This is a genomic window from Pseudomonas sp. MC6 (assembly GCF_054790575.1).
The window spans coordinates 2,194,832-2,218,181 of the sequence record NZ_CP186504.1; the positions used below are offsets into that span (position 1 = coordinate 2,194,832).

The following is a 23,350-nucleotide window of genomic DNA, read 5'->3' on the forward strand; positions in this document are numbered from 1 at the left end:
TCGGCTTGGAATTCAGAGTTTCACCTGCCCGCTTGATCAACCCGCGCCGTGCTGTCGCGCTTGGTCAATGCGAACGGCAATACCACATGCCGTTGCGGCAACGGCTGTTTCTCGATCAGCGCGATCAGCATTTCCACGGCTTTCTCGCCGAACATTTCGGCGGGTTGGGAAATGGTCGTCAGCGGTGGATCGGAGTACGCGGCCATTGGAATATCGTCGAATCCGGCGAGAGAAATATCCTCCGGCACGCGCAGCCCCTGCTCTTTGATCCGCTTGAGCGCGCCGATGGCCATTTCGTCATTTTCACAAAACAGCGCGCTCGGTCGGCTGTCGAGCGCGAGTAGTTTGCCGGCACCCGAATAGCCCGCGTCGAGCGTGAAATCGCCGTGACAGATAAGCGTGTGATCCAGCGCGAGACCGGCATCGCGCAGGGCCGCCTCATACCCCGCCAGACGATCACGCGTGAGCGGGCTGCCTTTGGGTCCTTTGATCAGTCCGATGCGCTGATGCCCCATCGCGATCAGGTACTCGGTCATGGCTTTGGCCGCCGCAACGTTATCCAGACTGATCGTTGGATGCCGTCCGTGCCGGATGACTTCGCAGGCATTGACGATCGGGGTCAGTGCTGGCTCGGCGGCAGATTCTTCGAAGGGATCATAGGCGCGCAACTGTATGACGCCATCGGCTTGATGGGCGTGCACCAGATCAGCGAACTGGCGCTCAAGTGATGCCTGGCCCTGGGTGTCGCACAACAGCAACCGGTAACCGGCGGCCTGCGCGGCTTTTTGTGCGCCGCTGATCACTCTGGCGAAAAAGGTGTTGGCAATGGTCGGGACCAGAATCACCAGGTTTCCCGTTCTACGCGAGCGAAACTGCACCGCCATCAAATTCGGTCGATAGCCGGTTTGCTGGACGGCGGCCATGACCCGATCGCGGGTATCGGGCAGCACCCGCTCGGGGGACTTCAATGTTCTCGACACCGTTGCCACCGAGACACCCGCCAGCCGTGCCACTTCGCGGATATTGGACAAGACTGCCTCGCTCTTTCAATCAAATCGGCCGTCGAGCTTACCGCACAGCGTCACGCGCCGAAACGTTGGCATTCGTCAGATGCGGTTTGACACTCGCTGATTTCAGGCCTAGATTTTGCCGACAATGTAACCGGTTACATCATCAATGTTCCGCATGAATCCACTGAGACAATTGCCATGATTGCTGCAGGTCGAAAAATAAGAATGGGCTTCGTCGGCGGTGGTGAAGGCGCCTTCATCGCCCAGGCACACCGGCAAGCCGCCGGTCTTGATGGACGCTTCGAACTGGTCTGCGGTGCGTTCAGCCGCGACGCACACAACAATCAACGCAGTGGTGCGGCGCTCGGGCTGCCTGCGCAACGCTGCTATGACGACTGGCAGAACATGCTGGCCGCCGAACACGCACTGCCGGCCGATCAGCGCATGGAGCTGCTGGTGATTGTCACGCCCAATCATCTGCACGCCCCTATCGCCAGTGCAGCACTGAGTGCGGGTTTCCATGTGTTCAGTGAAAAGCCTGCAGCGCTGAATCTGGCGCAAGTGCAGGACCTGGCCCGCGTGGTCAACAACAGCCAGCGAATTTACGCCCTGGCGCACACCTACCTGGGGTATGCGATGGTCTGGCAGGCACGCGAGATGGTCGCCAGCGGTGAAATCGGGCGCCTGCGCAAAGTCCTCGTCGAATATCCGCAAGGCTGGCTCAGCAGCGATGTGGCTGGCCAAGGCAACAAACAGGCGGGCTGGCGCGACAATCCTGAACAATCCGGCATCGGTGGCTGCATCGGTGACATCGGCACGCACGCGTTCTCCCTCGCGGAGTTTGTCGCCGGTCAACCCATCCAGTTCATCAGCGCGATGCTCGGCTCACATTTGAGCAGTCGCCAACTGGATGACGACGCCTCGATGCTGTTCAAAATGGCCGACGGCGCCAGCGGCGTATTAATCGCCAGCCAAGTGTGCGCCGGCGAAGAGAACCCGCTGAAGATTCGTCTGTATGGCGATAAAGGCGGGCTGGAATGGCGTCAGGAAGAGCCCGCCAGTTTGATCCATCGACCCTTGAATGAACCGATGCGCGTGCTGCGCTCGGGCCTTGGTCAACCTTGGCTGTGCGCAAACGCCACGCGGCGCATGCGCTTGCCCGCCGGACACCCGGAAGGCTACCTGGAGGCCATGGCCAATCTCTACGGTGACCTCGCGCAGGCCATTTTCAACGGTGCGAGCGGCCCTGACGCACCGGGCGTTCCCGGTATAGCCACCGGGCTGCGCGGCATGGCCTTCATCGAGACCGCCATCGCCAATCATTGCGGCGAAGCCAAATGGACTGCAATACCTGACCTTGCCAATGGAGCAACCGCCAATGAACGTTAATCAACAACGCCCGAGCGGGATGCGCGGCCCCGGCATTTTTCTCGCCCAATTCATCGCCGACGAAGCGCCTTTCGATACCTTGGCCAACATCGCGCAATGGGCAGCTTCTCAAGGCTACAAAGCCATTCAGTTGCCAACCCTCGGCACGCGCTTCATCGACCTTGAACGCGCCGCCGACAGTCAGGATTATTGCGACGAACTCATCGCTGTATGCGCCAAGGCCGGTGTGGTGATCAGCGAGCTGTCGACACACCTGCAAGGCCAACTGGTCGCGGTGCATCCAGCGTTCGACGCACTTTTCGACGACTTTGCCCCAGCAGCGCTGCGTGGCAATCCGCAAGCACGCACCGAATGGGCGATCAACCAGTTGAAACTGGCGGCGCGCGCCAGTCAGCGCTTGGGGCTGACGGCCCACGCGACCTTTTCCGGCGCCCTGCTCTGGCCATACGTCTACCCGTGGCCGCAACGCCCGGCCGGCCTGGTGGAACAGGGCTTTGCCGAATTGGCGAAACGCTGGTTGCCGATCCTCGAGTGCTTCGATGAGGCCGGTGTCGACCTCTGCTACGAGATCCACCCCGGCGAGGATCTGCACGATGGCGCCTCTTTCGAGCAATTCCTCGAAGCGGTGAATCATCATCCCCGCGCAGCGATTCTGTATGACCCGAGCCATCTGTTGCTGCAGCAAATGGACTACCTGGGCTTCATCGATCGCTACCACGCGCGAATCCGCATGTTCCACGTCAAGGACGCGGAGTTTCACGCCGACGCGCGATCCGGCGTCTACGGCGGCTATCAGGGTTGGGTTGATCGCCCGGGCCGGTTTCGTTCACTGGGCGATGGCCAGATCGACTTCAAGGCGATCTTCAGCAAACTGACTCAATACGACTTCAACGGCTGGGCCGTGCTGGAGTGGGAATGCTGCCTGAAAGACGCGGCACAAGGCGCTGCCGAAGGGGCGGCCTTCATCGAACGCCACATGATCACCCGAACCCGCAAGGCATTCGACGATTTCGCCGGTGTGAGCGCTGACGAGCAATCCAACCGGCGTCTGCTGGGCCTTGGCGAACGCTGATTACCACGCTGTTACCGACATAAAAATAATACGGTGATTGAAATGAACGTAATGAATGCGCGACTCAGCGTCATGATGTTTTTGCAGTTTTTTATCTGGGGCGGCTGGTTCGTCACCCTCGGCACTTTCCTCACCACGACACTGGCAGCAAGCGGCGGCCAAGTGGGAATGGCGTTTTCCACACAGTCGTGGGGCGCGATCATTGCGCCGTTTGTCGTTGGGCTTGTTGCAGATCGATTTTTCAATGCCGAACGCATTCTGGCGGTGTTGCACCTGCTGGGCGCGGTGTTGCTCTTTCAGCTTTATCGGGCAGCTGATTTCAGCGCGTTTTATCCCTATGTGCTGGCCTACATGCTGGTCTACATGCCAACGCTGGCCTTGGTCAACGCAGTAGCCTTCCGCCAGATCAAAGACCCGGCCCGGGAGTTTTCCCGCATCCGCGTGTGGGGCACCGTTGGCTGGATCGTCGCCGGCATCGTGATCAGTTTCGGCTTTGCCTGGGACGCTCAACAGGCGATTGCTGCAGGCGGTTTGCGCAACACGTTCCTGATGTCTGCCGTGGCCTCGCTGGTGTTGGGGCTCTACAGCTTCAGCCTGCCGAAAACCGCACCGTTGAAATCCACCGCCGATGCGCCTGGCATCAAACAGATGCTGGGGCCTGACGCGTTGGGCCTGCTCAAGGATCGCAGCTATCTGGTGTTCTTTCTCGCGTCCATCCTGATCTGCATTCCTCTGGCGTTCTATTACCAGAATGCCAATCCGTTCCTGGCCGAAATCGGTGTCACCAATCCCACCGCGAAGATGGCCCTCGGTCAGGTCTCCGAAGTGCTGTTCATGCTTCTGCTACCCCTGTTCATCCAGCGTTTCGGCATCAAGATTGCGTTGCTGGTCGGCATGCTGGCCTGGGCCTTGCGCTATGTGTTGTTCGCCTACGGCAACAACGGTGACCAGGCTTTCATGCTGTTGATCGGTATTGCGCTGCATGGCGTGTGTTATGACTTTTTCTTCGTCTGTGGGCAGATCTACACCGATGCCAAAGCGCCCGAGCGCTTCCGCAGCTCGGCTCAGGGCCTGATCACCTTGGCGACTTATGGGGTGGGCATGCTGATCGGATTCTGGGTGGCGGGACAGATCACTGACCACTTCACCGCGCAAAACGGCCACGACTGGAGAAGTATATGGCTGTTCCCGGCAGGATTTTCGGTGGTGGTTCTGCTGTGTTTCGCACTGGCGTTCAAAAGCCGTGGCGGCGAAAAGGAAGGGATGCCGTCGACCGTCTAGAAACGCCGTTCTGATAGGCGCAGCGGCAGAAAACAGAAAAAGCCTGCTTTTCAGGGCAGGCTTTTCGTTTGCAGCGCGCAGGCTTACTTCTGCTGAGCGGTCAGCGCCGAGTAGCTGTTCATCAGGTTGCGGTAGTTCGGAATCCGCTGCGACAGCAGATTGCCCAGCCCTTCAATGTCGTTGCGCCAGTCGCGGTGCAGCTCACAGGCCACCGAGAACCAGTTCATCATCTGTGCGCCGGCCTGAGTCATGCGGCTCCACGCGGCTTGTTGCACGGTGGTGTTGAAGGTGCCGGACGCATCAGTCACCACAAACACCTCAAACCCTTCCGCCAGCGCCGACAAGGTCGGGAACGCTACGCACACATCCGTCACCACACCGGCAATGATGATCTGTTTACGGCCGGTAGCCTTGATCGCTTTCACAAAATCTTCGTTGTCCCACGCGTTGATCTGGCCTGGGCGAGCAATGTACGGCGCGTCCGGGAACATCTCCTTGAGCTCTGGCACCAGCGGGCCGTTCGGGCCTTGTTCGAAACTGGTGGTGAGGATGGTCGGCAGTTCGAAGAACTTCGCCAGATCAGCCAGGGCCAGCACGTTGTTCTTGAATTCGTTTGGCGAGAAGTCCTGCACCAGGGAAATCAGGCCGGTCTGGTGATCAACCAGCAGCACGATGGCGTCGTCTTTGTTGAGGCGGTTGTAGGTTGGAGTAGTCATGGTGTGCGTCCCTTTTGAGTTTTTGAAGTTGTTGTTGCGTTCAAGTTGGGTACAGATTACTGACGCACAGGGACGGGATAAATCGGCTGAAAAGCGTTTCACCGTCAACTCAAAAAGGACAATACCGATCAGCCAGGCACTTCTGCACTGTCGGCGGACATCAGCAACGACGCGGTCATTTCAGCGTGGCATACCGCAAGGATTTCATCGGCCAGCGCGGAATCAGCCGGGCAGGCCCGCGACAGGATGATCGCGCCAACCGCACGCGCCAGCATGTCGATCATTTTCACTCGCCCCTCACCAGATGCCGCGTCGGGCCCTGTCGGGTACTTGTCGCCAAGCGTCTGCAGCGTGCGCTCGATGCCGTCGGCAAACGCGGTTTTCACATCGTCAGACTGACGCGCTGCGTCGCCGCACAAAGCGGCCATGGTGCAACCGCTGCCCCGCCCGTCGCGATGTTCTTTCGACACATAGGCGTCGATGAAGCCTTGAACATCGACCATTTCGGCACCGGCTAACGAGCGCGCAAGGCTGTTTGCCGAGGCTTCGGACATCAGGTCGGCCTTCGAGCCGAAGTGTTTGTAAAAACCACCGTGGGTAAATCCGGCAGCCGCCATCAGGTCCGCGACGCCGACACCGTCAAAACCTCGCTCACGAAACAACACCGAAGCGGTCTCGACGATGTGCTCGCGGTTTGCCTGCGCCTGGGCTTTGCTCACTCTCACGTGCAATACCTCCGCTGAAAAATCATGCGCAGATGATACATAGATGTCAGCCATAATCAAAACCGTTGACAGTTTAGATTTAGATCATCATCCTAATTACAGACATTATCGCTGCTCATCCACAGGCACGGATCCAACCCCATGACCGATCAAAATCTGTTCACGCCGTACACGCTTGGCTCCCTGACGCTGGCGAATCGCATCGTTCTCGCGCCGCTGACCCGCAATCGAGCGGGCGAAGGCTTTGTGCCCAGTGAGTTCGCAGCCACCTATTACAGCCAGCGCGCCTCCGCTGGCCTGCTGATTTCTGAAGCGACGCAGATCTCCCGACAGGGCCAGGGCTATCAGGACACCCCGGGGATTTACACGCAGGCGCAGATCGATGGCTGGCGCAAGGTGACCGCTGCGGTACACGAAAAAGGCGCGAAGATCTTTCTGCAACTGTGGCATGTCGGCCGTGTTTCACACGTTGATCTTCAAGAAAACGGCGCCGCACCTGTAGCGCCATCGGCGATACGCCCGGCGACCAAAGTGTTCGTCAACAACCGCTTTGAAGACGTTTCCGCGCCGCGAGCACTGGACATCAGCGAACTCCCGGGGATCGTCAACGATTTCCGTCAGGCAGCGGTCAACGCGATCGCCGCGGGGTTTGATGGTGTGGAAATCCACGGTGCCAACGGCTATTTGCTCGATCAATTCATCAAGGATGGCGCCAACGTGCGCACCGATGCCTACGGCGGCTCGATTGAAAATCGTGCGCGCTTGTTGCTGGAAGTGACGGCCGCGGTCGTCGCCGAGATTGGCGCAGATCGCACTGGCATTCGCCTCTCGCCGGTGTCGCCGGCCAACGGGGTTTCAAGCAGCGACCCGCAAGGGCAATTCGACTACATCGTCGAGCAACTCGATGCGCTGGGCATCGTTTATCTGCACGTGGTCGAAGGCGCAACCGGTGGGCCGCGCGATATCGCGCCGTTCGATTTCGGCTCTCTGCGCCAGCGTTTCAAAAACACCTACATCGCCAACAACGGCTATGACCTCGACCTGGCGAACGCGCGAATTGCCGAGGACCACGCCGATCTGATCGCCTTCGGTCGCCCGTTCATTGGCAATCCCGATCTGGTCGAGCGCCTGGCGGCCGGTGCGCCATTGGCCGGTTTCAACCCCGCCACCCTGTATGGCGGTGGCGCGGAAGGCTACATCGACTACCCGACCCTGGCTGAATGGAGCGCTGCTGCTCAGTAAGCCGAGCTTCAGCGCATTTACTGCCTCTCCTTAATCGATGTTATTGAAAAGAGATGACCCTATGAACGCCCACCCTGCTGTTCTGATCACTGGCGCCTCTACCGGCATCGGCGCGGTCTATGCCAAACGCTTCGCTCAACGCGGGCACGATCTGGTGCTGGTCGCCCGCGATCTCGAGCGCTTGGAAACACTCGCCGCGAAACTGCGTAGCGAACACAGCGTCACCGTGGATGTGCTTCAGGCCGACCTGACCCAACTCAAAGACCTGACCACCGTCGAATCGCGCCTGCGCGACGATGCGCGTATTGGCATCCTCGTCAATAACGCGGGTGCCGCGCAGTCCGGCAACTTCATCGAGCAGAGCACCGACCAAGTGGCCAATCTGGTCGCCCTCAACACCACGGCACTGGTGCGGCTCGCCAGTGCCATCGCTCCCCGTCTGGCGAAGGCCGGTGACGGCGCCATTATCAACATCGGCTCGGTGGTCGGTCTGGCCCCGGAGTTCGGCATGTCGGTGTACGGCGCGACCAAAGCGTTTGTACTGTTTCTGTCGCAGGGCCTGAGCCTGGAACTGTCGCCACTGGGCGTCTACGTGCAAGCCGTGCTGCCGGCCGCGACGCGTACCGAGATCTGGGATCGCGCGGGCATCGACATCAACACCTTGAGCGAGATCATGGAAGTCACCGATCTGGTCGATGCAGCGTTGGTCGGCTTTGATCGTCGCGAGCCGGTGACCATTCCGCCGCTGCATGAAGGTGAGCGCTGGGATGCCTTGCAAACCGCGCGGCAGGGCCTGTTGGCGCAGATCCGCCAGTCGGCAGTCGCCCAGCGCTATCTGGCGTGAGTGCAATGAAGCAGATGCTTTTCGTCAACGCCGCCAACCAATCGATCAGGGTTGGCGGCACGGCGTTCACCTATCGAGACCTTGGTCCGAAAACGGCTGTGCCGCTGATCCTGCTCAACCATTGGGGCGCGGTACTGGACGACTTCGATCCGCGAATCGTCGATGGCTTGGCCAGAACCCGGCGCGTGCTCGCCATTGACTATCGCGGTGTCGGTGGCTCAGGCGGCACCGCGCCCCTGACCGTCGCGCAGATGGCCGACGACGTCATCAGCCTGATCGCAGCGCTGAAATTCACCAGCGTCGATCTGCTGGGTTTTTCCCTCGGCGGATTCGTTGCTCAGGACATCGCGCTCAAAGATCCCGCCTTGGTGCGGCGCCTGATTCTGACCGGCACCGGACCGGCTGGCGGAGTCGGTATCGCCAAGGTCGGTGCGGTTTCCTGGCCACTGATGTTCAAGGGTTTGCTGACCCTGCGCGATCCCAAGTTCCACCTGTTTTTCACCACGACCGCCAACGGACGGCGGGCCGCGACAGACTTTTTGCAACGCCTGAAAGAACGCCGCAAAGATCGCGACAAGCGCCCGACACCCAGCGCTTTTCTACGGCAGTTGAGAGCCATCAAGGCATGGGGAAAACAGACGCCACAGAACCTTGGCGGCCTGCAAATTCCGACATTGGTGGTCAACGGTGACAACGACATCATGGTGCCCACGGTCAATTCGATTGACCTGGCGAACCGGATTCCCTACGCGCAACTGATCATTTATGAGGACGCCGGACACGGCGCGATTTTCCAGAACTACGCTGACTTTGTCAGCAAGGCGCAGGCGTTTCTCGATCGCTGAACCAGTCTGCTCAGACAACACTGCCCTCCCCCAGAACCGTGAGAGCCGCCCCCACCATGAAAGCTTATTTTATCGATCGCTACGGCAAGCAGAACGGGCGTATTGGCGATATCTCCGAGCCTGTAGCCGGCGCCCATGACGTGCTGATTGAAGTACATGCTGCCAGCGTCAACGTACTCGATTCAAAGATTCGCAGCGGCGAATTCAAACTGATTTTGCCGTACTCATTCCCCTTGGTGCTGGGCAACGATTGTGCCGGCGTGGTGATTGCGGTTGGCGCAGCGGTCAAGGGTTTCAAGCCCGGCGACGCGGTGTATGCGCGCGTGCCCGAACAGCGAATCGGCACGTTCGCCGAGCGAATCGCCGTCGACCAAAACGCGGTGGCCTTGAAGCCCGCCAACCTCGATATGGAGCAAGCCGCGGCTATTCCTCTGGTCGCCCTGACAGCCTGGCAAGCGCTGGTCGACATCGCCCGTTTGCAAAAGGGTCAGAAGGTCTTGATTCACGCCGGTTCCGGCGGTGTCGGCACCATCGCCATTCAACTGGCCAAACACCTCGGCGCTATTGTCGCGACCACCACCAGCACGGCGAATGTCGAATGGGTTAAAGCGTTGGGCGTAGACGTGGTGATTGATTACAAACAGCAGCACTTCGAGGAGGAACTGCGCGATTACGACGTGGTGCTGAACAGCCTCGGCACCGACGTGCTGGGAAACTCGCTGAAGGTACTCAAACCGGGTGGTCAGCTGATTTCCATTTCAGGCCCGCCAACTGCCGAGTTCGCCAAGGCGCAAGGCCTGGCGTGGCCGCTGCGGCAAGTCATGCGCTTGTTGAGCCTGAGCATTCGGCGCAAGGCGCGCAAGCAGGATGTCCGTTACAGCTTCCTGTTTATGCGGGCCAACGGTGCACAGCTGCAAGAAATCACCACCCTGATTGAAGCCGGCGAAATAAAGCCCGTGCTGGATCGCACCTTCGCCTTCGAGTCAGCGGGCGAAGCCCTGACTTACGTCGAACAGGGCCGTGCGAAAGGCAAGGTAATCGTGCAGATCAAATAGTTGCCTGCCTGAAATCATCTGGCGAAAGACCCATGGATAATGTTGCCTGCGACACCGAAAAGCCCCCCGCCAACGAACGCCAAGACACGGAAAACAAACACCCACCTGAACCAGCGAACCACGAAACGCCCGACCCCAAGCAGCACAACGCAATACTTGGCGTTGCTCCGATCGTCTGGCGGCCCTTGATGCTTGAGCCCTAAGTGTTCAACGGCGATTGCGGTGTATCCGGATTGAGTTGCCGGCGGCGAAACTGTCCCGGCGGCTGACCGTGAATCTGCCGAAAGCGTCGCGAAAAATAGGCTTCGTCAGCGAAGCCGCACAACCGCGCCACCTCGCCCACCGAGCGCGTGCTGTTGAGCAGAAAATTGCGCGCCGCGTGCATCCTGCGTTCGAGCACCAGTTCGGTGAAGGTCTTGCCGATCTCCTTGCGCAACCAGTGCGTCAGATAGGTCGGCGACAGGTACGTCGCCGCAGCCACCTTGATCAGATTGAGATCGGGGTCGGCAATATTCTTGCGCAAATATTCGAACATGCGGCCCAGCGCATCCCGACGGCTGACCTCGGCCGCATTCTCTTCGGCCAGACGCTTGAGTGGCTCGGCGTAAAGAAAACACACGCTGCCAATCAGTTGCAGCAACAAGCCCTTGAGCATCTCGCGCGTCCCAAACTGACGGTTCTCGTCCAGCGTGCGCATCTGCTCGATCAAGGCACAGACCTTGGCGAAGTCCTCATCCCCAAGAATGAAATCCAGATGCTCCTGAAAGCGGAATGGCGATAACTCCGGCGCCAGCAGGATCGACACTTCTTCCAGATCCATCGGGTCGCACTGCAAATGCGGCAACAGAAAGGTCTGGGAAAAATTGATCACCATGAAATTGCTGTCCGCTGGATGCGGGATTACGTGCACCCGGTGCGGCAGGATGAATGCCAGGGTGTTGCGCGGGAACGGACGCTCGACGTTGCCGATGTGCTGCACGGTGTCGCCACCGAGGTTGATCTGAATCTGGAAATACTCGTGTCGATGGGGACTGGTCTCGGCGCGCCGGCCCTTTTTGTCGCGAATGTAGAAGTCGGTCAATTCGCTGCGCTGCTGCATGACATAGGTGGGAATACGGCTGAGTGACGACATCTGCGCAGAATCCTCGACAAGTATTGGCAGTGAGCTGACGACCCTAATCTTGCAGACATGTACGCAATACACGCAAGCAGTCATACGACGACCTGCCTTTCCAAGGATTTTTTATCCTCGATATGGCGTTTAGCCTGTCCAAAACCGTCGAGAACGCATCAAGATTTTTTATTGTTAATAATCAATGGATTAACAGCAATGTCTAAAAAGACACTTAGGAAATCATTCGATTTATTTTTTGGACAGGTTTAGCAACGCCGCTTCCATAGAAAAAAAACGTTCTAACCCCTCGGTTGCTTTACCAACGTTGTACGACCACTGTGAGCCGACGCAGCCCAACCTCTTCCAAAAACAATCACAGGTGTGCACGTCATGATTCTGCTATTCCCCCTCGCCACCCCTCCCGACATTGCCCCGATCACGCCGACTGGAAGACGTTTCTGAACGTCTGACGCTGGCTGCTCGCACCGTTCGTTTCAGTATCGATTGGCATGCCCCGACCATCGCGGGCAAACGCCTTCGGCTGCACGAAAACATCTCGACTCTTCTAACAATAACGAGGTCTCTTCATGTCGAATTCACATGCTTCCCAAGCCACCGTGCCGCCGGTGATAGACGGCGCCCGGGACGCCGTCGTGCCGCAACGCCTGCCCTCGCGGCGGCGCTGGTTCATGCTCTCGTTGCTGCTGATCGCGACGATCATCAACTACATCGACCGGGTCAATATCTCGATTGCCGCGCCGTTCATGGCCAAGGATCTTGGCTTGGACAAGATCGAGATGGGCCTGATTTTCTCGGCATTTGCCTGGACTTACGCCTTGGCCCTGGTGCCGGCCGGGTTCATCGCCGACCGCTTCGGTTCGCGCTTCACTTACGGGGTTTCCCTGATCAGTTGGTCGACGGTGACCGTGTGCCAGGGCTTTGCCACGGGCTTCGCGTCCTTGTTCGGGTTGCGTCTGGCGGTCGGTGCGATGGAAGCACCGGCGTTTCCGGCCAACAGTCGTGCGGTGACGGTGTGGTTTCCGGCGCGGGAACGCGGTCTGGCCAGCAGTATCTACGTCTGCGGGCAATATCTGGGGACGGCGCTGTTTACCGGTGCACTGCTCTGGCTGGCAACCACCTTCGACTGGCGTCACGTGTTCTACAGCACCGGCGTACTCGGCATCGTGTTCGGGGTGTTGTGGCTGTACCTGTATCGTGACCCGCTGAACTGCAAGAAAGTCAGCAAAGAAGAACTGAAGTACATCGAAGCCGGCGGCGGTCTGGTCAAAAGCAGCCAGGAGCGCACCCGCTTCAACTGGCGGCAAATCGCCGAATTGTTCAGCTACCGCCAGATCTGGGCGATTTGCATCGGCAAATTCGCCAGCACCTCGGCGCTGTACTTCTTCCTGACCTGGTTCCCCACCTACCTGATCGAAGAACGCAAGCTGACCATGATCAAGGCCGGGATCTTCGCTGTTCTGCCGTTTGTAGGCGCGACGGTCGGCATCCTCCTCGCCGGCATCGTCTCTGACTTGTTGATCCGCCGTGGCTACTCGATGTCGTTCGCCCGCAAGTTGCCGCTGGTGATCGGCTCGATGCTGGGCATGTCCATCGTGCTGGTGAATTTCACCGACTCGAACACGATCTGCATCGCCGTGCTGACCATTGCCTTCTTCGCCCAAGGCATCGCGTCGTCTTCGTGGGCGGCGGTGTCGGAAGTTGCGCCCAAGGAGTTGATCGGCTTGACCGGCGGGATCACCAGCCTTGCCGCCAACATCGGCGGCATCGTCACGCCGATCGTGATTGGCGCGATTGTGCATGCCACCGGTTCCTTCGCTTGGGCCTTCTGGTTCATTGGCGGCGTAGCCCTGATCGGCACCCTCTCCTACTCGCTGTTGCTCGGGCGCTTGTACCGCATCGAATTGAAGGTGCGCTGAAGCCAACAGCACCGTTTTCTCCAACTGCAGGCGGCTTTCGTCCAACTTCACCAACGACTGCCGCCGTACGCTGAAGCTACCAACAGGACTCTTAACAGGATGAACATGACCGAATACGTCTTCACCCCGGATCTGCCCGTGACTTTGCCGGTTGTCGGCAGTGAGCAGCGCTTTCCCGTCGGTCGGGTGTTTTGTGTCGGCCGCAACTACCCGTGGCCAGACGCCATCGGCCAGTCGCGCCAGCCGCCGGTGTTTTTCATGAAACCGGCGAGCAATGTCGTCGACGCCGTTGGTGAGGTGGCATTCCCTTCGCTGACCGATGATTTCGCCCACGAAATCGAACTGGTGGTAGCCATCGGTGAAGGTGGCGCGAATATCCCCGAAAGCGAAGCGCTGGCCTATGTCTGGGGTTACGCCGCCGGCCTCGACCTGACCCGCCGTGATGTTCAGCGCGCCGCCAAGAGCAATGGTTTGCCGTGGGAAGGTGCCAAGGTATTTGACGGGGCCGCGCCGATGACCGCGATTGTCCCGGTGACCCGCGCTGGCCATCCCGAAGGCGAATTGTGGTTGAACGTCAACGGCGAGGAGCGTCAGCGCGACAGTCTCGACAGCCAGATCTGGTCGGTGGCTGAAGTCATCAGCCGGATCTCCCGGTCAGTGGCGCTGAGGGCCGGCGACCTGATCATGACCGGCAGCCCGGCCGGCGTCGACGGCCTGCAACCGGGCGATGTGATCAACGCCGGAATCGACGGCATCGGCCAACTGGAAATGCGTGTCGGCCGCAAGGCTTGAACGCCCTGCACGCCTCAGTGATTTGAAGACAGGAGAACAACAAAATGTCCATCACTCAACCTTTGAAAGTCGCGCTGGTCACCGGCGCCGGCAGCGGAATCGGCCGCTCTGTGGCGCTTGGCCTGTTGGCCGACGGCTACACCCTGGTGCTTGCCGGTCGCCGGCCGGAACCGTTACAGGCGCTGGTCGAACTGGCGGCAAGCGAGGGGCACGAAGCCCTGGCGGTGCCCACCGATGTGCGCGACCCGGCCAGTGTCGATGCGCTGTTCGCAACCATTGCCGAGGTTTACGGACGGCTGGATGTGGTGTTCAACAATGCCGGGGTCAATGCCCCCGCCGTGCCCTTGGATGAGTTGACGTTCGAGCAGTGGCGCAACGTGATCGACACCAACCTCAACGGGGTTTTCCTGTGTGCTCGGGGTGCCTTCGGCCTGATGCGCCGTCAACAGCCTCAGGGCGGACGCATCATCAATAACGGTTCGATTTCGGCACACACGCCACGTCCATTCAGCAGCGCCTACACCGCCAGCAAACATGCGGTGCTGGGCCTGACCAAATCGCTGGCGCTGGACGGTCGTGAATTCAACATCGCTTGCAGCCAGATCGATATCGGCAACGCCCTCACCGAAATGTCGGTACGCATGACCAAAGGCGTGCGCCAGGCCAACGGCAGCATCGCCGTGGAGCCAATGGTCGACGTCAAGCATGTCGCCGATGCGGTGCGCTACATCGCCGGCCTGCCGTTGTCGGCCAACGTTCTGAACATGACCGTCATGGCCACCGCCATGCCGTTTGCCGGCCGCGGTTGATCCGGCCTTTTTATTCGGTAAGAGAGGTTTACATGAAGCCAGAAATCCTGCAGCTCAGCCCGATCCTGATTCCTGAAATCAATGCGCGTCTCGATGAACTGTTTACGGTCCGACGCTATTTCCAGCAGGCCGACAAACAGGCGTATTTGCAGGAACACGGCGCGAATATTCGCGGAGTGATCACCGGTGGCCATACCGGCATCACCCAAGCCGTCATGGCGCAACTGCCGAATCTTGAGGTGGTGGCGGTCAACGGAGTCGGCACCGACGCGGTTGACCTGGCTTACGCCCGTGATCGCGGCATCCGCGTGACCGCGACCATTGGCGCGCTGACCGAAGACGTCGCCGACCTTGCCATCGGTTTGCTGATTTCCGTGTGTCGCGGGCTGTGTACCAGTGATCGCTATGTACGCTCGGGTCAATGGCCGCACAGCGCCACACCGCTGGCGCCTCTGCCGCTGGCACGTCAGGTGTCCGGCATGCGTATCGGTATCGTCGGCATGGGCCGGGTTGGCCGCGCGGTGGCCAGCCGAGCGGCCGCCTTCGGCTGTCCGATCAGTTACACCGACCTGCAACCGATGAGCGATGTACCCCACACTTTCGTCGCCGACCTCAAGCAATTGGCCCGCGACAGCGATGCGCTGATTCTCGCCGCCGCTGCGGACAAGGCTGAAGCCATCATCGATGCCTCGGTGCTCCAGGCCTTGGGCAAGGACGGTTATCTGATCAATGTGGCACGGGGCAAACTGGTCAACGAGGCTGATCTGGTGGCGGCGCTGAATGCCGGAGAGATCGCCGGTGCGGGGCTGGATGTGTTTGTTGATGAGCCGAATGTGCCAGAAGCCTTGTTCGGTAACGAGCAGGTGGTGCTGCAGCCGCACCGTGCCAGCGCGACATTGCAGACGCGCACGCGCATGGGGGAAATGGTAGTGGCGAGTTTGCTGGACAGCTTTGCAGGGAAAACGCCGCAGGGTTGTATCACTGGTTAAGTGGCAGGTGCCGAACAGCGGCCCTCACCCTAGCCCTCTCCCCCAGGAGAGGGAACCGATTTGGGGATATTGACGATAAACGCCGACCTGAAATAACGCCTGTGAATCCAATGCCGTCAAGCATTACCGATGGGCCCGTAATCGACGCGATCTGTCAGGTCGATGCATAACCCAAGACACCTCGGTCGGCCCCCTCTCCCTCAGGGAGAGGGCTGGGGTGAGGGGCCGCCGTTGCAGCGTCGAACGCGGCTTACAAGGTGTAGGAAATCCCCACCTGCACCGTTCTCGGCGCACCCGGATAGGCGTAGACATTACCGAACGCGCCCTCTTCATAATCCCGATCAAACAGGTTCTTCACGTCAAGATTGAGCCGCACTTTCTCGTTGACCTTATAGAAACCGAGCAAATCGACAACGGTGTAGCTGTCCATCGAGAAGGCAGTATTGGCGGTTTGCCCGGCGCGTTCGTCGACATATTTGAGTCCGGTACCCAGGCCCAGGCCTTTTAGCGCGCCGTCCTGAAACTCGTAAACGTTGAGCAGGCTGAAGCTATTCTGCGGAATGTTCATCAGCCGCGTGCCCGAACGGATCACGTTGTCCTTGGTCACTTCGGCATCCACGTAGGCGTAGCCGCCGATGACGCGCCATTCGGGTGTCAGGTTGCCGGCGACGTTCAGGTCGAAACCACGGCTGCGCACTTCCCCGGCCGCCACACTGAAGGTCGAGTCCACCGGGTCGGTGGTCAGCACGTTGCGTTTTTCGATCTGATAGATCGCCGCGTCGACGCTCAACTGATGATCCAGCGCTTCCCACTTGATGCCCATTTCGTAAGACTTGCCTTTCTCCGGGGCGAAGCCTCCGCCCACGCGGCTTGCACCGGTATTGGGCTTGAACGAGCGCGCAGTGTCGGCGTAGACCGCCAGCGTGTCGGTCAGATCGTAGGTCACGCCGAGTCGTGGAGTCACCGCGTTGTCGCTGGCCTGCCAGTTTTTGCCGCCTGGCACGTAGGTTTCATAATCGTGCTCGAATCGTTCGAACCGCGCCCCGGCCAGCACTTTCAAGCGCTCGGTCAACGCCACTTGGTCCTGCACGAATGCGGCGTAGGTCTTGAGGTTTTCCTTGTCGTGGGTCGGCGTGCGGGTCAATGCCGGGCGTGGCTGACCGTAAACCGGATCAAAGATGTCGATCGGGTAGGCGCCGATCGCACCACTGGAGCGCTGAATGATCGACTTGTAGTCGTAATCTTCGTATTCGATACCGGTCAGCAAGGTGTGCTGCAAGCCACCGGTGCTGAAATGCCCGGTCAGATTGAGCTGGGTGTCCTTGTCGGTCCACTCCAGTTTGCGGTAGTTGAAATTGCGCCCCAGGGTTCGACCGTCATCGGCAATGCCGTTGGCTTCGATGGCATTGCCCTCAAGCGAGCCGTCGAGCCACTGGAAACCACCGCCCAGCGTCCAGTCATCATTGAGCAGATGTTCGAAGCGCAGTTGCGCCATGTTGTTGTCGTTGTGCAATTTGCCGGCGTCTTTTTCGCCGAAAAACGTGTCCCGCGAGGCGGTGCCAATCTGCTTGGCGTAACGCGTCACACCGCGATCCAGCGGATGATTGTTGCGCATGAAATCACCCTCGAAGATCACCCGGGTGGCATCGCTGGCCTGCCAGGTCAGCACTGGCGTGATGCCGTAGCGCTCAGTCTCGACGTGATCGCGGAAGGTATCGCCGCCCTCACCCACCACGTTCAGTCGATAGGCCAGGCGCCCCTCTTCATCCAAAGGGCCGGAGGCGTCCAGCGTGCCGCGCTTCATGCCTTGATCATTCAACTGGCTGCCCAACGTGACCGTGCGCTCGGCCAACGGCTGCTTGGACACGACATTGAAGGTGCCGCCCGGATCGCCACGGCCGTAGAGCATGGTTGCCGGTCCGCGCAGCACTTCCAGACGCTCGATGGTGTTGGCATCGGGCATGTTCGGGTAGCCACGATTGATCGGGAAGCCGTTGCGGTAGAACTCGCCGGTGGTGAAACCGCGCACGGTGAACGTCGTCAGGCCCTGCCCGCCAAAATTGTTCGCCCGGCCGACGCCGCCGGCGTAATCCAGCGCATCTTGCAGACGCGTGGCGCCGAGGTCTTCGACAGCATCTTTAGTCACTACACTGATCGATTGCGGGGTTTCATGGATCGAGGTGTCGGTACGGGTGGCACTGGCAGAACGTGTCGCGCGGTAACCCTGCACCGGGCCGTCGGCCCGTTCGTAATCCGCTGTACCGACCACGTCGGTCGCCTCCAGCTCTAGCGCTGCGGGTGTTGATTCGGCCTGTTCGGCCCATGAGGAAGAAGACAACGCCTGCAGCACGCAAATTGAAAGCAGAGTACGACGCATGAAATGAAAACCTTGTGAATAGGCCAGAACGAAGGGTGAAACCGCCAGAACAGCGGCGCGGATGGTATACCAGGGATCGTGTAATTGAAACTTATTCTTATTTGTCATGTTGGTCAGGATTCGTGAGCCGGACTCATGACTCCATCCTGGCAAGGCGTATTATCAGATGCGTTTCAATGGCCTAGTCTCGTGGGCGATATGGCCTGCAAACGCTGGCGCTGAGGCGCCCGGCGTTGTCCGCCAGCCCGCCTGAAGAGGAACTCAGCGATGAAATTCGACACACCGGCCGGCACTAATCCGATCGATCAATTGAACGTCATCGGCAAACCCGCCGACCGCATCGATGGCAAGTTGAAAACCACCGGGACCGCGCCCTACGCGTACGAACAACATGCCGCAGTGCCCAACTCCGCCTATGGCTATGTGGTCGGCGCCGGGATCGGCAAGGGACGAATGACCTCGATCGACTCGACGCAGGCGAGCAACAGTTCCGGGGTGATTGCCATCGTCACCTACGAGAATGCCGGGCCTTTGGCCAAGGGCGAGTTCTATGTTGCACGCGCCTTGGCCGGCCCGCAGGTGGACCACTATCACCAAGCCGTCGCGATTGTCGTCGCGCAGACATTTGAAGAGGCCCGCAGCGCCGCCCACCTGCTGGAAATCACCTATGTGGCCGAACCCGGCGCGTTCGATCTGGCGGCCGCCAAGGATTCGGCAACCCCGCCCCCACCTGCCGGCTTCGGCCCCCCGCCGCAGACGCAGACCGGAGATTTCGAAGGCGCCTTCAACACCGCACCGGTCCAGATCGACCAGCACTACAGCACGCCGGATCAGGCGCACGCGATGATGGAACCCCACGCCACCATCGCTCAGTGGAACGGTGACTCATTGACGTTGTGGACGTCGATCCAGCAGATCAACTGGGGCGTGCGCGATCTGGCCAGGACACTCGGCATACGCAAAGAAGATATTCGTTTGATATCGCCCTACATCGGCGGCGGTTTCGGTGGCAAAGGTACGATCCTGTGTGACGCGGTGCTGGCGTCGCTGGCGGCGCGACACGCCGGGCGTCCGGTGAAAGTCGCGCTGCCACGTCCGCTGATGTTCAACAATTTGACCCATCGCCCCGCGACGCTCCAACGCATTCGCCTCGGTGCCAGTCGCGAAGGTTTGATCACAGCCATCGGCCATGAGAGTTGGTCAGGCAACCTGCCCGGGGGCCGGGCCGAAGCCGCGACGGCCTCGACACGTTTGCTCTACGCTGGCGCCAACCGCATGACCCGCTTGAATCTTGCCGTGCTGGACCTGGCCGAAGGCTCGGCCATGCGCGCGCCGGGGGAAGCACCGGGGATGATGGCGCTGGAAATTGCCATGGATGAACTGGCGGAAAAACTCAGCATCGACCCACTGCAGTTGCGCCTGCTCAACGACACCCAGGTCGACCCCGAACAGCCATCACGACCGTTCTCGACACGGCAACTCGTCGAGTGCTTACAAACCGGCGCCGAGCACTTCGGCTGGCACCAGCGCAACGCAAGCGCCGGCCAACGTCTGGAGAATGGCTGGCTGATCGGCATCGGTCTGGCGTCTGCCATACGTGGCGCGCCAACCACCGCCTCGGCGGCCCGTGTGCGCCTTGACCGGCACGGCACAATCACCGTCGAAACCGACATGACTGATATCGGCACCGGCAGCTACACGATCATTGCGCAGACCGCCGCCGAGATGATGGGTGTGGAACTGGACCGGGTCGAAGTGCGCCTTGGCGACTCGCGCTTTCCGGAGTCGTCGGGATCGGGCGGGCAATGGGGTGCAGCGTCGTCTACCGCCGGGGTCTATGCCGCTTGCGTCAAGTTGCGCGAAGCCGCTGCCCGCGCCGTCGGACTTGATCCGCAAACGGCCGAATTTGCCCACGGCGAGGTGCACGATGGCACGCGGCATTTTCCTTTGGCTCACGCGGCGGCCGCAGGCGATCTCGTTGGCGAAGACCGCATGGAATTCGGCGATCTGGCCCAGCGCTTTGCCCAGCAGACCTTTGGCGCACATTTCGCCGAAGTCGAGGTCAACGCGGCGACCGGCGAGATTCGCCTGCGTCGCCAATTGGCGGTCTGCGCAGCAGGGCGGATTCTCAATCCGAAGACCGCGCGCAGCCAAATCATCGGCGGCATGACCATGGGCGCCGGGGCCGCACTGATGGAAGAACTGCAGGTCGACAAGCGCCTTGGTTTTTTCGTCAACCATGACCTCGCCGGTTACGAAGTGCCGGTGCACGCCGACATTCCCCATCAGCAGGTGATTTTTCTCGATGAGGTCGACCCCTACGCCACGCCGCTCAAGGCCAAAGGTGTCGGCGAGTTGGGCATCAGTGGCGCCGCAGCGGCCATTGCCAATGCGATTTACAACGCCACCGGCGTGCGCGTGCGCGATTATCCGATCACGCTGGACAAACTTATCGCGCACTTGCCGGAGCAGATTTGACGCCCTGTTCAGTCAGCCCGGCGCGCGCTGGCTGAACACTTCCTTGAACACCGGCACGGCGGAAAACGCATTCGGCCATCCGGCATAGAACGCCAGTTGGGTAATCATTTCCGCCGCTTCGGTCTGGCTCAAACCGTTGTCCATCGCCCGACCCAGGTGATAGCCGACCTGGCCGGTCTGCCCGTTGGCCACCAACGAACTGACCGTGATCAGGCTGCGATCGCGAGGCGCCAGACCTGGCCGCAACCACAGATCGCGGAACAGCGCTTTGGTGGTGAACTCGACCAGCCCCGGCGCCACTGATCCCACCGCCGCATTCACGCGCTCCACGCGGTCAGCTTCGCGAGCCTGGTCCAGCGGCAGCAATGACGGCGCAACCGGTGCCAGTTTCTCAGCATCGATGTTGCGGGCGATGAACACCTCGGCGGCGATGGGCAGAGCCGCTGATGCATTGCCCCAACCGGAATAAAACGCCAGGTGATTGAGCGTTTCGGACAGCTCAAGCGGCGTGACACCGTTGTCCAGCGCAAGGTTGAATTGCGCGGCCATCTCGGCGGTTTGCCCGCGTGCGATCAACACCGCAACCGTCACCAGACTGCGGTCACGCGGTGACAAGCCCGGGCGTTTCCATACTTCGCCAAACAACATTGCGTCGGTGTTATGAGCCAGTGCCGGGGACACGGCAGCCGCGGCATCGGAGGTCATTGCAAGTGAACGTTTCATGGAGGTCGAACCTTTTTCAGTTGAAGCACAGGCTGTCAGCAACAGTGCGATGGCTGTCAACAGAAGTCGGCTGAAGTGGGTCACGCTACGAACCGGGTGTGCTGGCATCGCAAAGCTCCTGCTGGCGGGATAATCAGCCGCTACGTTAAACCGACGAGGATCCTGCGACTATCTGCGCTCAGCGTCATGAAGTCATGAACACCGTTCATCAATCTGCATAAAGCGAATGGTGCCAAAAACTGGCACTGCCCCGTTATAGAGTCGGTGTCATGTCCACTCTCGGAAGGCGAACCCAACATGTCAGCAGGCTATAAACGTATTCAGTACTCGTGCTACGGCGGCCCGGACGTGATGCGCGTCGAAGCATTCCCGCTGCCGGCCCCCGGCAAGGATGAAGTGCTGGTGCAGGTCAGATTTGCAGCGATCAACCCCATTGACTGGAAGTTGCGTCAGGGCCGGATGAAGCTGATCACCGGCAGAACGTTTCCGCGCGCGATGGGGATGGATTTCTCTGGCGTGGTTCTTGCGGTTGGCGCGAGCGTCAGCCGCTTCCAGGTCGGCGACGCGGTTTTCGGGCTATCCCGCTTCAAAGAAAGTGGCGCATTGGGTGAAGCCGTCGTGACCAGAGAGGACTTTCTGGCGAGCAAGCCGGATACTCTTTCCTTCGCCGATGCGGCGTGCCTTGGCACACCGGGCATTACCGCGTGGAACGGGCTGATCGACAAGGCCAGACTGCAAGCCGGTCAGCAGGTTTTCATCAATGGTTGCGCCGGGGCTGTCGGCGAAGCGGCGGTGCAGATCGCCCTGATGTCGGGGGCCACGGTATCGGGCAGTTGCAGCGCGTCGGACGCTGCCCGGGCACAGGCGCTGGGGGTATCGACCGTCTACGACTACCGGTTAACGGACCTGAAGAGGCTGCCGACGCGCTTCGATGTGGTGTATGACACGGCCGCGTCGATGACGGTCTCGACCGGTATCGGATTGCTGCGTCCGGGCGGCTGTTTGCTTGATCTCAATCCGGGTCCGGGTAAATTCCTGCGTGGCCTGATTGATCGGCGACTGAAACTGGTCATTGGCACACCGCGACACGAAATCCTCGAAACACTGGCCAGCGCCGCCAGTGAGGCACGCTTGAAGATTCGGCTAGGAGAAGTGGTGCCGCTGGACGGCGCCATACAATTGATCCGCGAGCTCGAACAGGGCCGCAAACTCGGCGGCAAAGGCGTCGTCGCCATGGAGCGTTAATGGCCAGAAGTCATCGTCTGTTTGAGCTGATGCAAGCGCTGCGGCGTCATCGTCGCACGGTGTCCGGCAAAGCCTTGGCGGCTGAATTGGGCGTGTCGTTGCGCACGATTCGCCGCGACATCGTCACGCTGCAAGGCATGGGGGCCGAGATCGACGGCGAGCCGGGTCTTGGGTATGTGCTCAAGCCCGGTTTTGTCCTGCCGCCGCTATCGTTCAGCGCCGAGGAAATACAAGCCTTGGTCATCGGCGCGCAATGGGTCAGCCGGCAGACCGACAGCCAACTCGCGGATGCCGTCAACAATGCCCTGGCGAAAATCAGTGCCGTGCTGCCCGCGCAGATGCGGCCGATCTTCGAAGACGAAACCTTTTACGTGGCCAAGCCGCACAAGCCCGGCACAACCATCGACCTCAGCGAGATTCGTCGGGCGCTGCGCGAGCAGAACAAGCTGCGCATCGCGCTAGCGCTCGAACATGCGGATGCCGCCGAACACATCATCTGGCCGATCATGTTGGGCTTTATCGAAGGCAAGCGCTGCATTGCGGCGTGGTGCGAAAGCGACAGCCGGTTTCGCGTGATCGATATGGCTGACCTTGCGACGGTGCAGGTGCTTGTCGAACACTACGCGCCTGACCGCCGGCGCTTGATCAAACAATGGCGCGCCGAGGATGTGCGGCCCTGCAACAGTCAGGGCGAGGCGTGTTGAGTC

20 protein-coding genes are annotated in these 23,350 nt (G+C 60.2%); 14 read left to right on the forward strand and 6 right to left on the reverse strand.

Annotated features, from left to right (window positions below; genetic code table 11):
* Window positions 1–20 precede the first annotated feature (20 nt).
* Window positions 21–1,031: a LacI family DNA-binding transcriptional regulator gene (locus ACOYXE_RS09865; protein ID WP_405123997.1), complete on the reverse strand. Its 1,011-nt coding sequence runs from the start codon at window positions 1,029–1,031 to the stop codon at window positions 21–23.
* A 177-nt stretch (window positions 1,032–1,208) separates the two neighbouring features.
* On the opposite strand from ACOYXE_RS09865, the gene ACOYXE_RS09870 reads away from it, so the two are divergent.
* Genes ACOYXE_RS09870 through ACOYXE_RS09880 form a run of 3 tightly spaced genes read left to right on the forward strand, consistent with a single transcriptional unit; the run spans window position 1,209 to window position 4,752 of the window.
* On the forward strand, window positions 1,209–2,399 hold the full coding sequence (locus tag ACOYXE_RS09870) for a Gfo/Idh/MocA family protein (protein WP_460928960.1): 1,191 nt from the start codon (window positions 1,209–1,211) through the stop codon (window positions 2,397–2,399).
* On the forward strand, window positions 2,389–3,471 hold the full coding sequence (locus ACOYXE_RS09875) for a sugar phosphate isomerase/epimerase family protein (RefSeq protein WP_460928962.1): 1,083 nt from the start codon (window positions 2,389–2,391) through the stop codon (window positions 3,469–3,471). Before ACOYXE_RS09870 ends, ACOYXE_RS09875 begins: the two co-directional genes overlap by 11 nt.
* A gap of 42 nt (window positions 3,472–3,513) precedes the next feature.
* Complete coding sequence (locus ACOYXE_RS09880; RefSeq protein WP_460928964.1) at window positions 3,514–4,752, forward strand: nucleoside permease; 1,239 nt, start codon at window positions 3,514–3,516, stop codon at window positions 4,750–4,752.
* Between the two features lie 83 nt (window positions 4,753–4,835).
* Here ACOYXE_RS09880 and ycaC read toward each other — a convergent pair whose 3' ends face one another.
* Window positions 4,836–5,468 carry an isochorismate family cysteine hydrolase YcaC gene (gene ycaC, locus ACOYXE_RS09885; protein WP_007915995.1) on the reverse strand — a complete coding sequence of 211 codons (633 nt, stop codon included), beginning with the start codon at window positions 5,466–5,468 and terminating at the stop codon, window positions 4,836–4,838.
* A 128-nt stretch (window positions 5,469–5,596) separates the two neighbouring features.
* Window positions 5,597–6,193 carry a TetR/AcrR family transcriptional regulator gene (locus ACOYXE_RS09890; protein WP_160057508.1) on the reverse strand — a complete coding sequence of 199 codons (597 nt, stop codon included), beginning with the start codon at window positions 6,191–6,193 and terminating at the stop codon, window positions 5,597–5,599.
* Between the two features lie 141 nt (window positions 6,194–6,334).
* Here ACOYXE_RS09890 and ACOYXE_RS09895 point away from each other — a divergent pair, with 141 nt between their 5' ends.
* From ACOYXE_RS09895 to ACOYXE_RS09910, 4 genes are all read left to right on the forward strand, one after another.
* Window positions 6,335–7,435, forward strand: a complete 1,101-nt coding sequence (locus ACOYXE_RS09895) for an alkene reductase (protein WP_405124001.1) — start codon at window positions 6,335–6,337, stop codon at window positions 7,433–7,435.
* Window positions 7,436–7,496: 61 nt separating this feature from the next.
* On the forward strand, window positions 7,497–8,279 hold the full coding sequence (locus tag ACOYXE_RS09900; protein WP_460928967.1) for an SDR family NAD(P)-dependent oxidoreductase: 783 nt from the start codon (window positions 7,497–7,499) through the stop codon (window positions 8,277–8,279).
* 5 nt (window positions 8,280–8,284) lie between these two features.
* A complete protein-coding gene (locus ACOYXE_RS09905) occupies window positions 8,285–9,124 on the forward strand; it encodes an alpha/beta fold hydrolase (protein WP_460928969.1) in 840 nt (279 codons plus the stop codon).
* Window positions 9,125–9,180: 56 nt separating this feature from the next.
* Entirely contained in the window at window positions 9,181–10,179 is a 999-nt protein-coding gene (locus tag ACOYXE_RS09910) for an NADP-dependent oxidoreductase (protein ID WP_460928971.1), read from the forward strand.
* Window positions 10,180–10,378: 199 nt separating this feature from the next.
* On the opposite strand, the gene ACOYXE_RS09915 is transcribed toward ACOYXE_RS09910, so the two are convergent.
* Window positions 10,379–11,311 (reverse strand): helix-turn-helix transcriptional regulator, encoded by a 933-nt coding sequence (locus ACOYXE_RS09915; RefSeq protein ID WP_095111883.1) that lies wholly within the window; start codon window positions 11,309–11,311, stop codon window positions 10,379–10,381.
* A gap of 569 nt (window positions 11,312–11,880) precedes the next feature.
* Between ACOYXE_RS09915 and ACOYXE_RS09920 the strand changes: the two genes are divergently transcribed.
* From ACOYXE_RS09920 to ACOYXE_RS09935, 4 genes are all read left to right on the forward strand, one after another.
* Window positions 11,881–13,230: an MFS transporter gene (locus tag ACOYXE_RS09920; protein WP_160057503.1), complete on the forward strand. Its 1,350-nt coding sequence runs from the start codon at window positions 11,881–11,883 to the stop codon at window positions 13,228–13,230.
* A gap of 99 nt (window positions 13,231–13,329) precedes the next feature.
* Window positions 13,330–14,022, forward strand: coding sequence for a fumarylacetoacetate hydrolase family protein (locus ACOYXE_RS09925; protein ID WP_160057502.1), 693 nt, complete (start codon window positions 13,330–13,332; stop codon window positions 14,020–14,022).
* A gap of 50 nt (window positions 14,023–14,072) precedes the next feature.
* Complete coding sequence (locus ACOYXE_RS09930; RefSeq protein ID WP_034155520.1) at window positions 14,073–14,831, forward strand: SDR family oxidoreductase; 759 nt, start codon at window positions 14,073–14,075, stop codon at window positions 14,829–14,831.
* A gap of 32 nt (window positions 14,832–14,863) precedes the next feature.
* Complete coding sequence (locus tag ACOYXE_RS09935) at window positions 14,864–15,820, forward strand: 2-hydroxyacid dehydrogenase (protein WP_160057501.1); 957 nt, start codon at window positions 14,864–14,866, stop codon at window positions 15,818–15,820.
* A gap of 250 nt (window positions 15,821–16,070) precedes the next feature.
* Here ACOYXE_RS09935 and ACOYXE_RS09940 read toward each other — a convergent pair whose 3' ends face one another.
* Complete coding sequence (locus ACOYXE_RS09940) at window positions 16,071–18,197, reverse strand: TonB-dependent siderophore receptor (protein WP_405124005.1); 2,127 nt, start codon at window positions 18,195–18,197, stop codon at window positions 16,071–16,073.
* A 267-nt stretch (window positions 18,198–18,464) separates the two neighbouring features.
* Here ACOYXE_RS09940 and paoC point away from each other — a divergent pair, with 267 nt between their 5' ends.
* Window positions 18,465–20,675 carry an aldehyde oxidoreductase molybdenum-binding subunit PaoC gene (gene paoC / locus ACOYXE_RS09945; protein ID WP_460928976.1) on the forward strand — a complete coding sequence of 737 codons (2,211 nt, stop codon included), beginning with the start codon at window positions 18,465–18,467 and terminating at the stop codon, window positions 20,673–20,675.
* Window positions 20,676–20,687: 12 nt separating this feature from the next.
* Here the strand turns inward: paoC and ACOYXE_RS09950 are convergent, their stop codons facing one another.
* Window positions 20,688–21,398, reverse strand: a complete 711-nt coding sequence (locus ACOYXE_RS09950) for a carboxymuconolactone decarboxylase family protein (protein ID WP_238785262.1) — start codon at window positions 21,396–21,398, stop codon at window positions 20,688–20,690.
* A 297-nt stretch (window positions 21,399–21,695) separates the two neighbouring features.
* Between ACOYXE_RS09950 and ACOYXE_RS09955 the strand changes: the two genes are divergently transcribed.
* The gene (locus ACOYXE_RS09955) at window positions 21,696–22,643 is read left to right on the forward strand and encodes an NAD(P)-dependent alcohol dehydrogenase (RefSeq protein ID WP_160057497.1); all 948 of its coding nucleotides are present in this window, start codon (window positions 21,696–21,698) and stop codon (window positions 22,641–22,643) included.
* The gene (locus tag ACOYXE_RS09960; RefSeq protein WP_460928979.1) at window positions 22,643–23,347 is read left to right on the forward strand and encodes a helix-turn-helix transcriptional regulator; all 705 of its coding nucleotides are present in this window, start codon (window positions 22,643–22,645) and stop codon (window positions 23,345–23,347) included. The genes ACOYXE_RS09955 and ACOYXE_RS09960 overlap by 1 nt, the downstream gene beginning before the upstream one ends.
* Window positions 23,348–23,350: the final 3 nt, after the last annotated feature.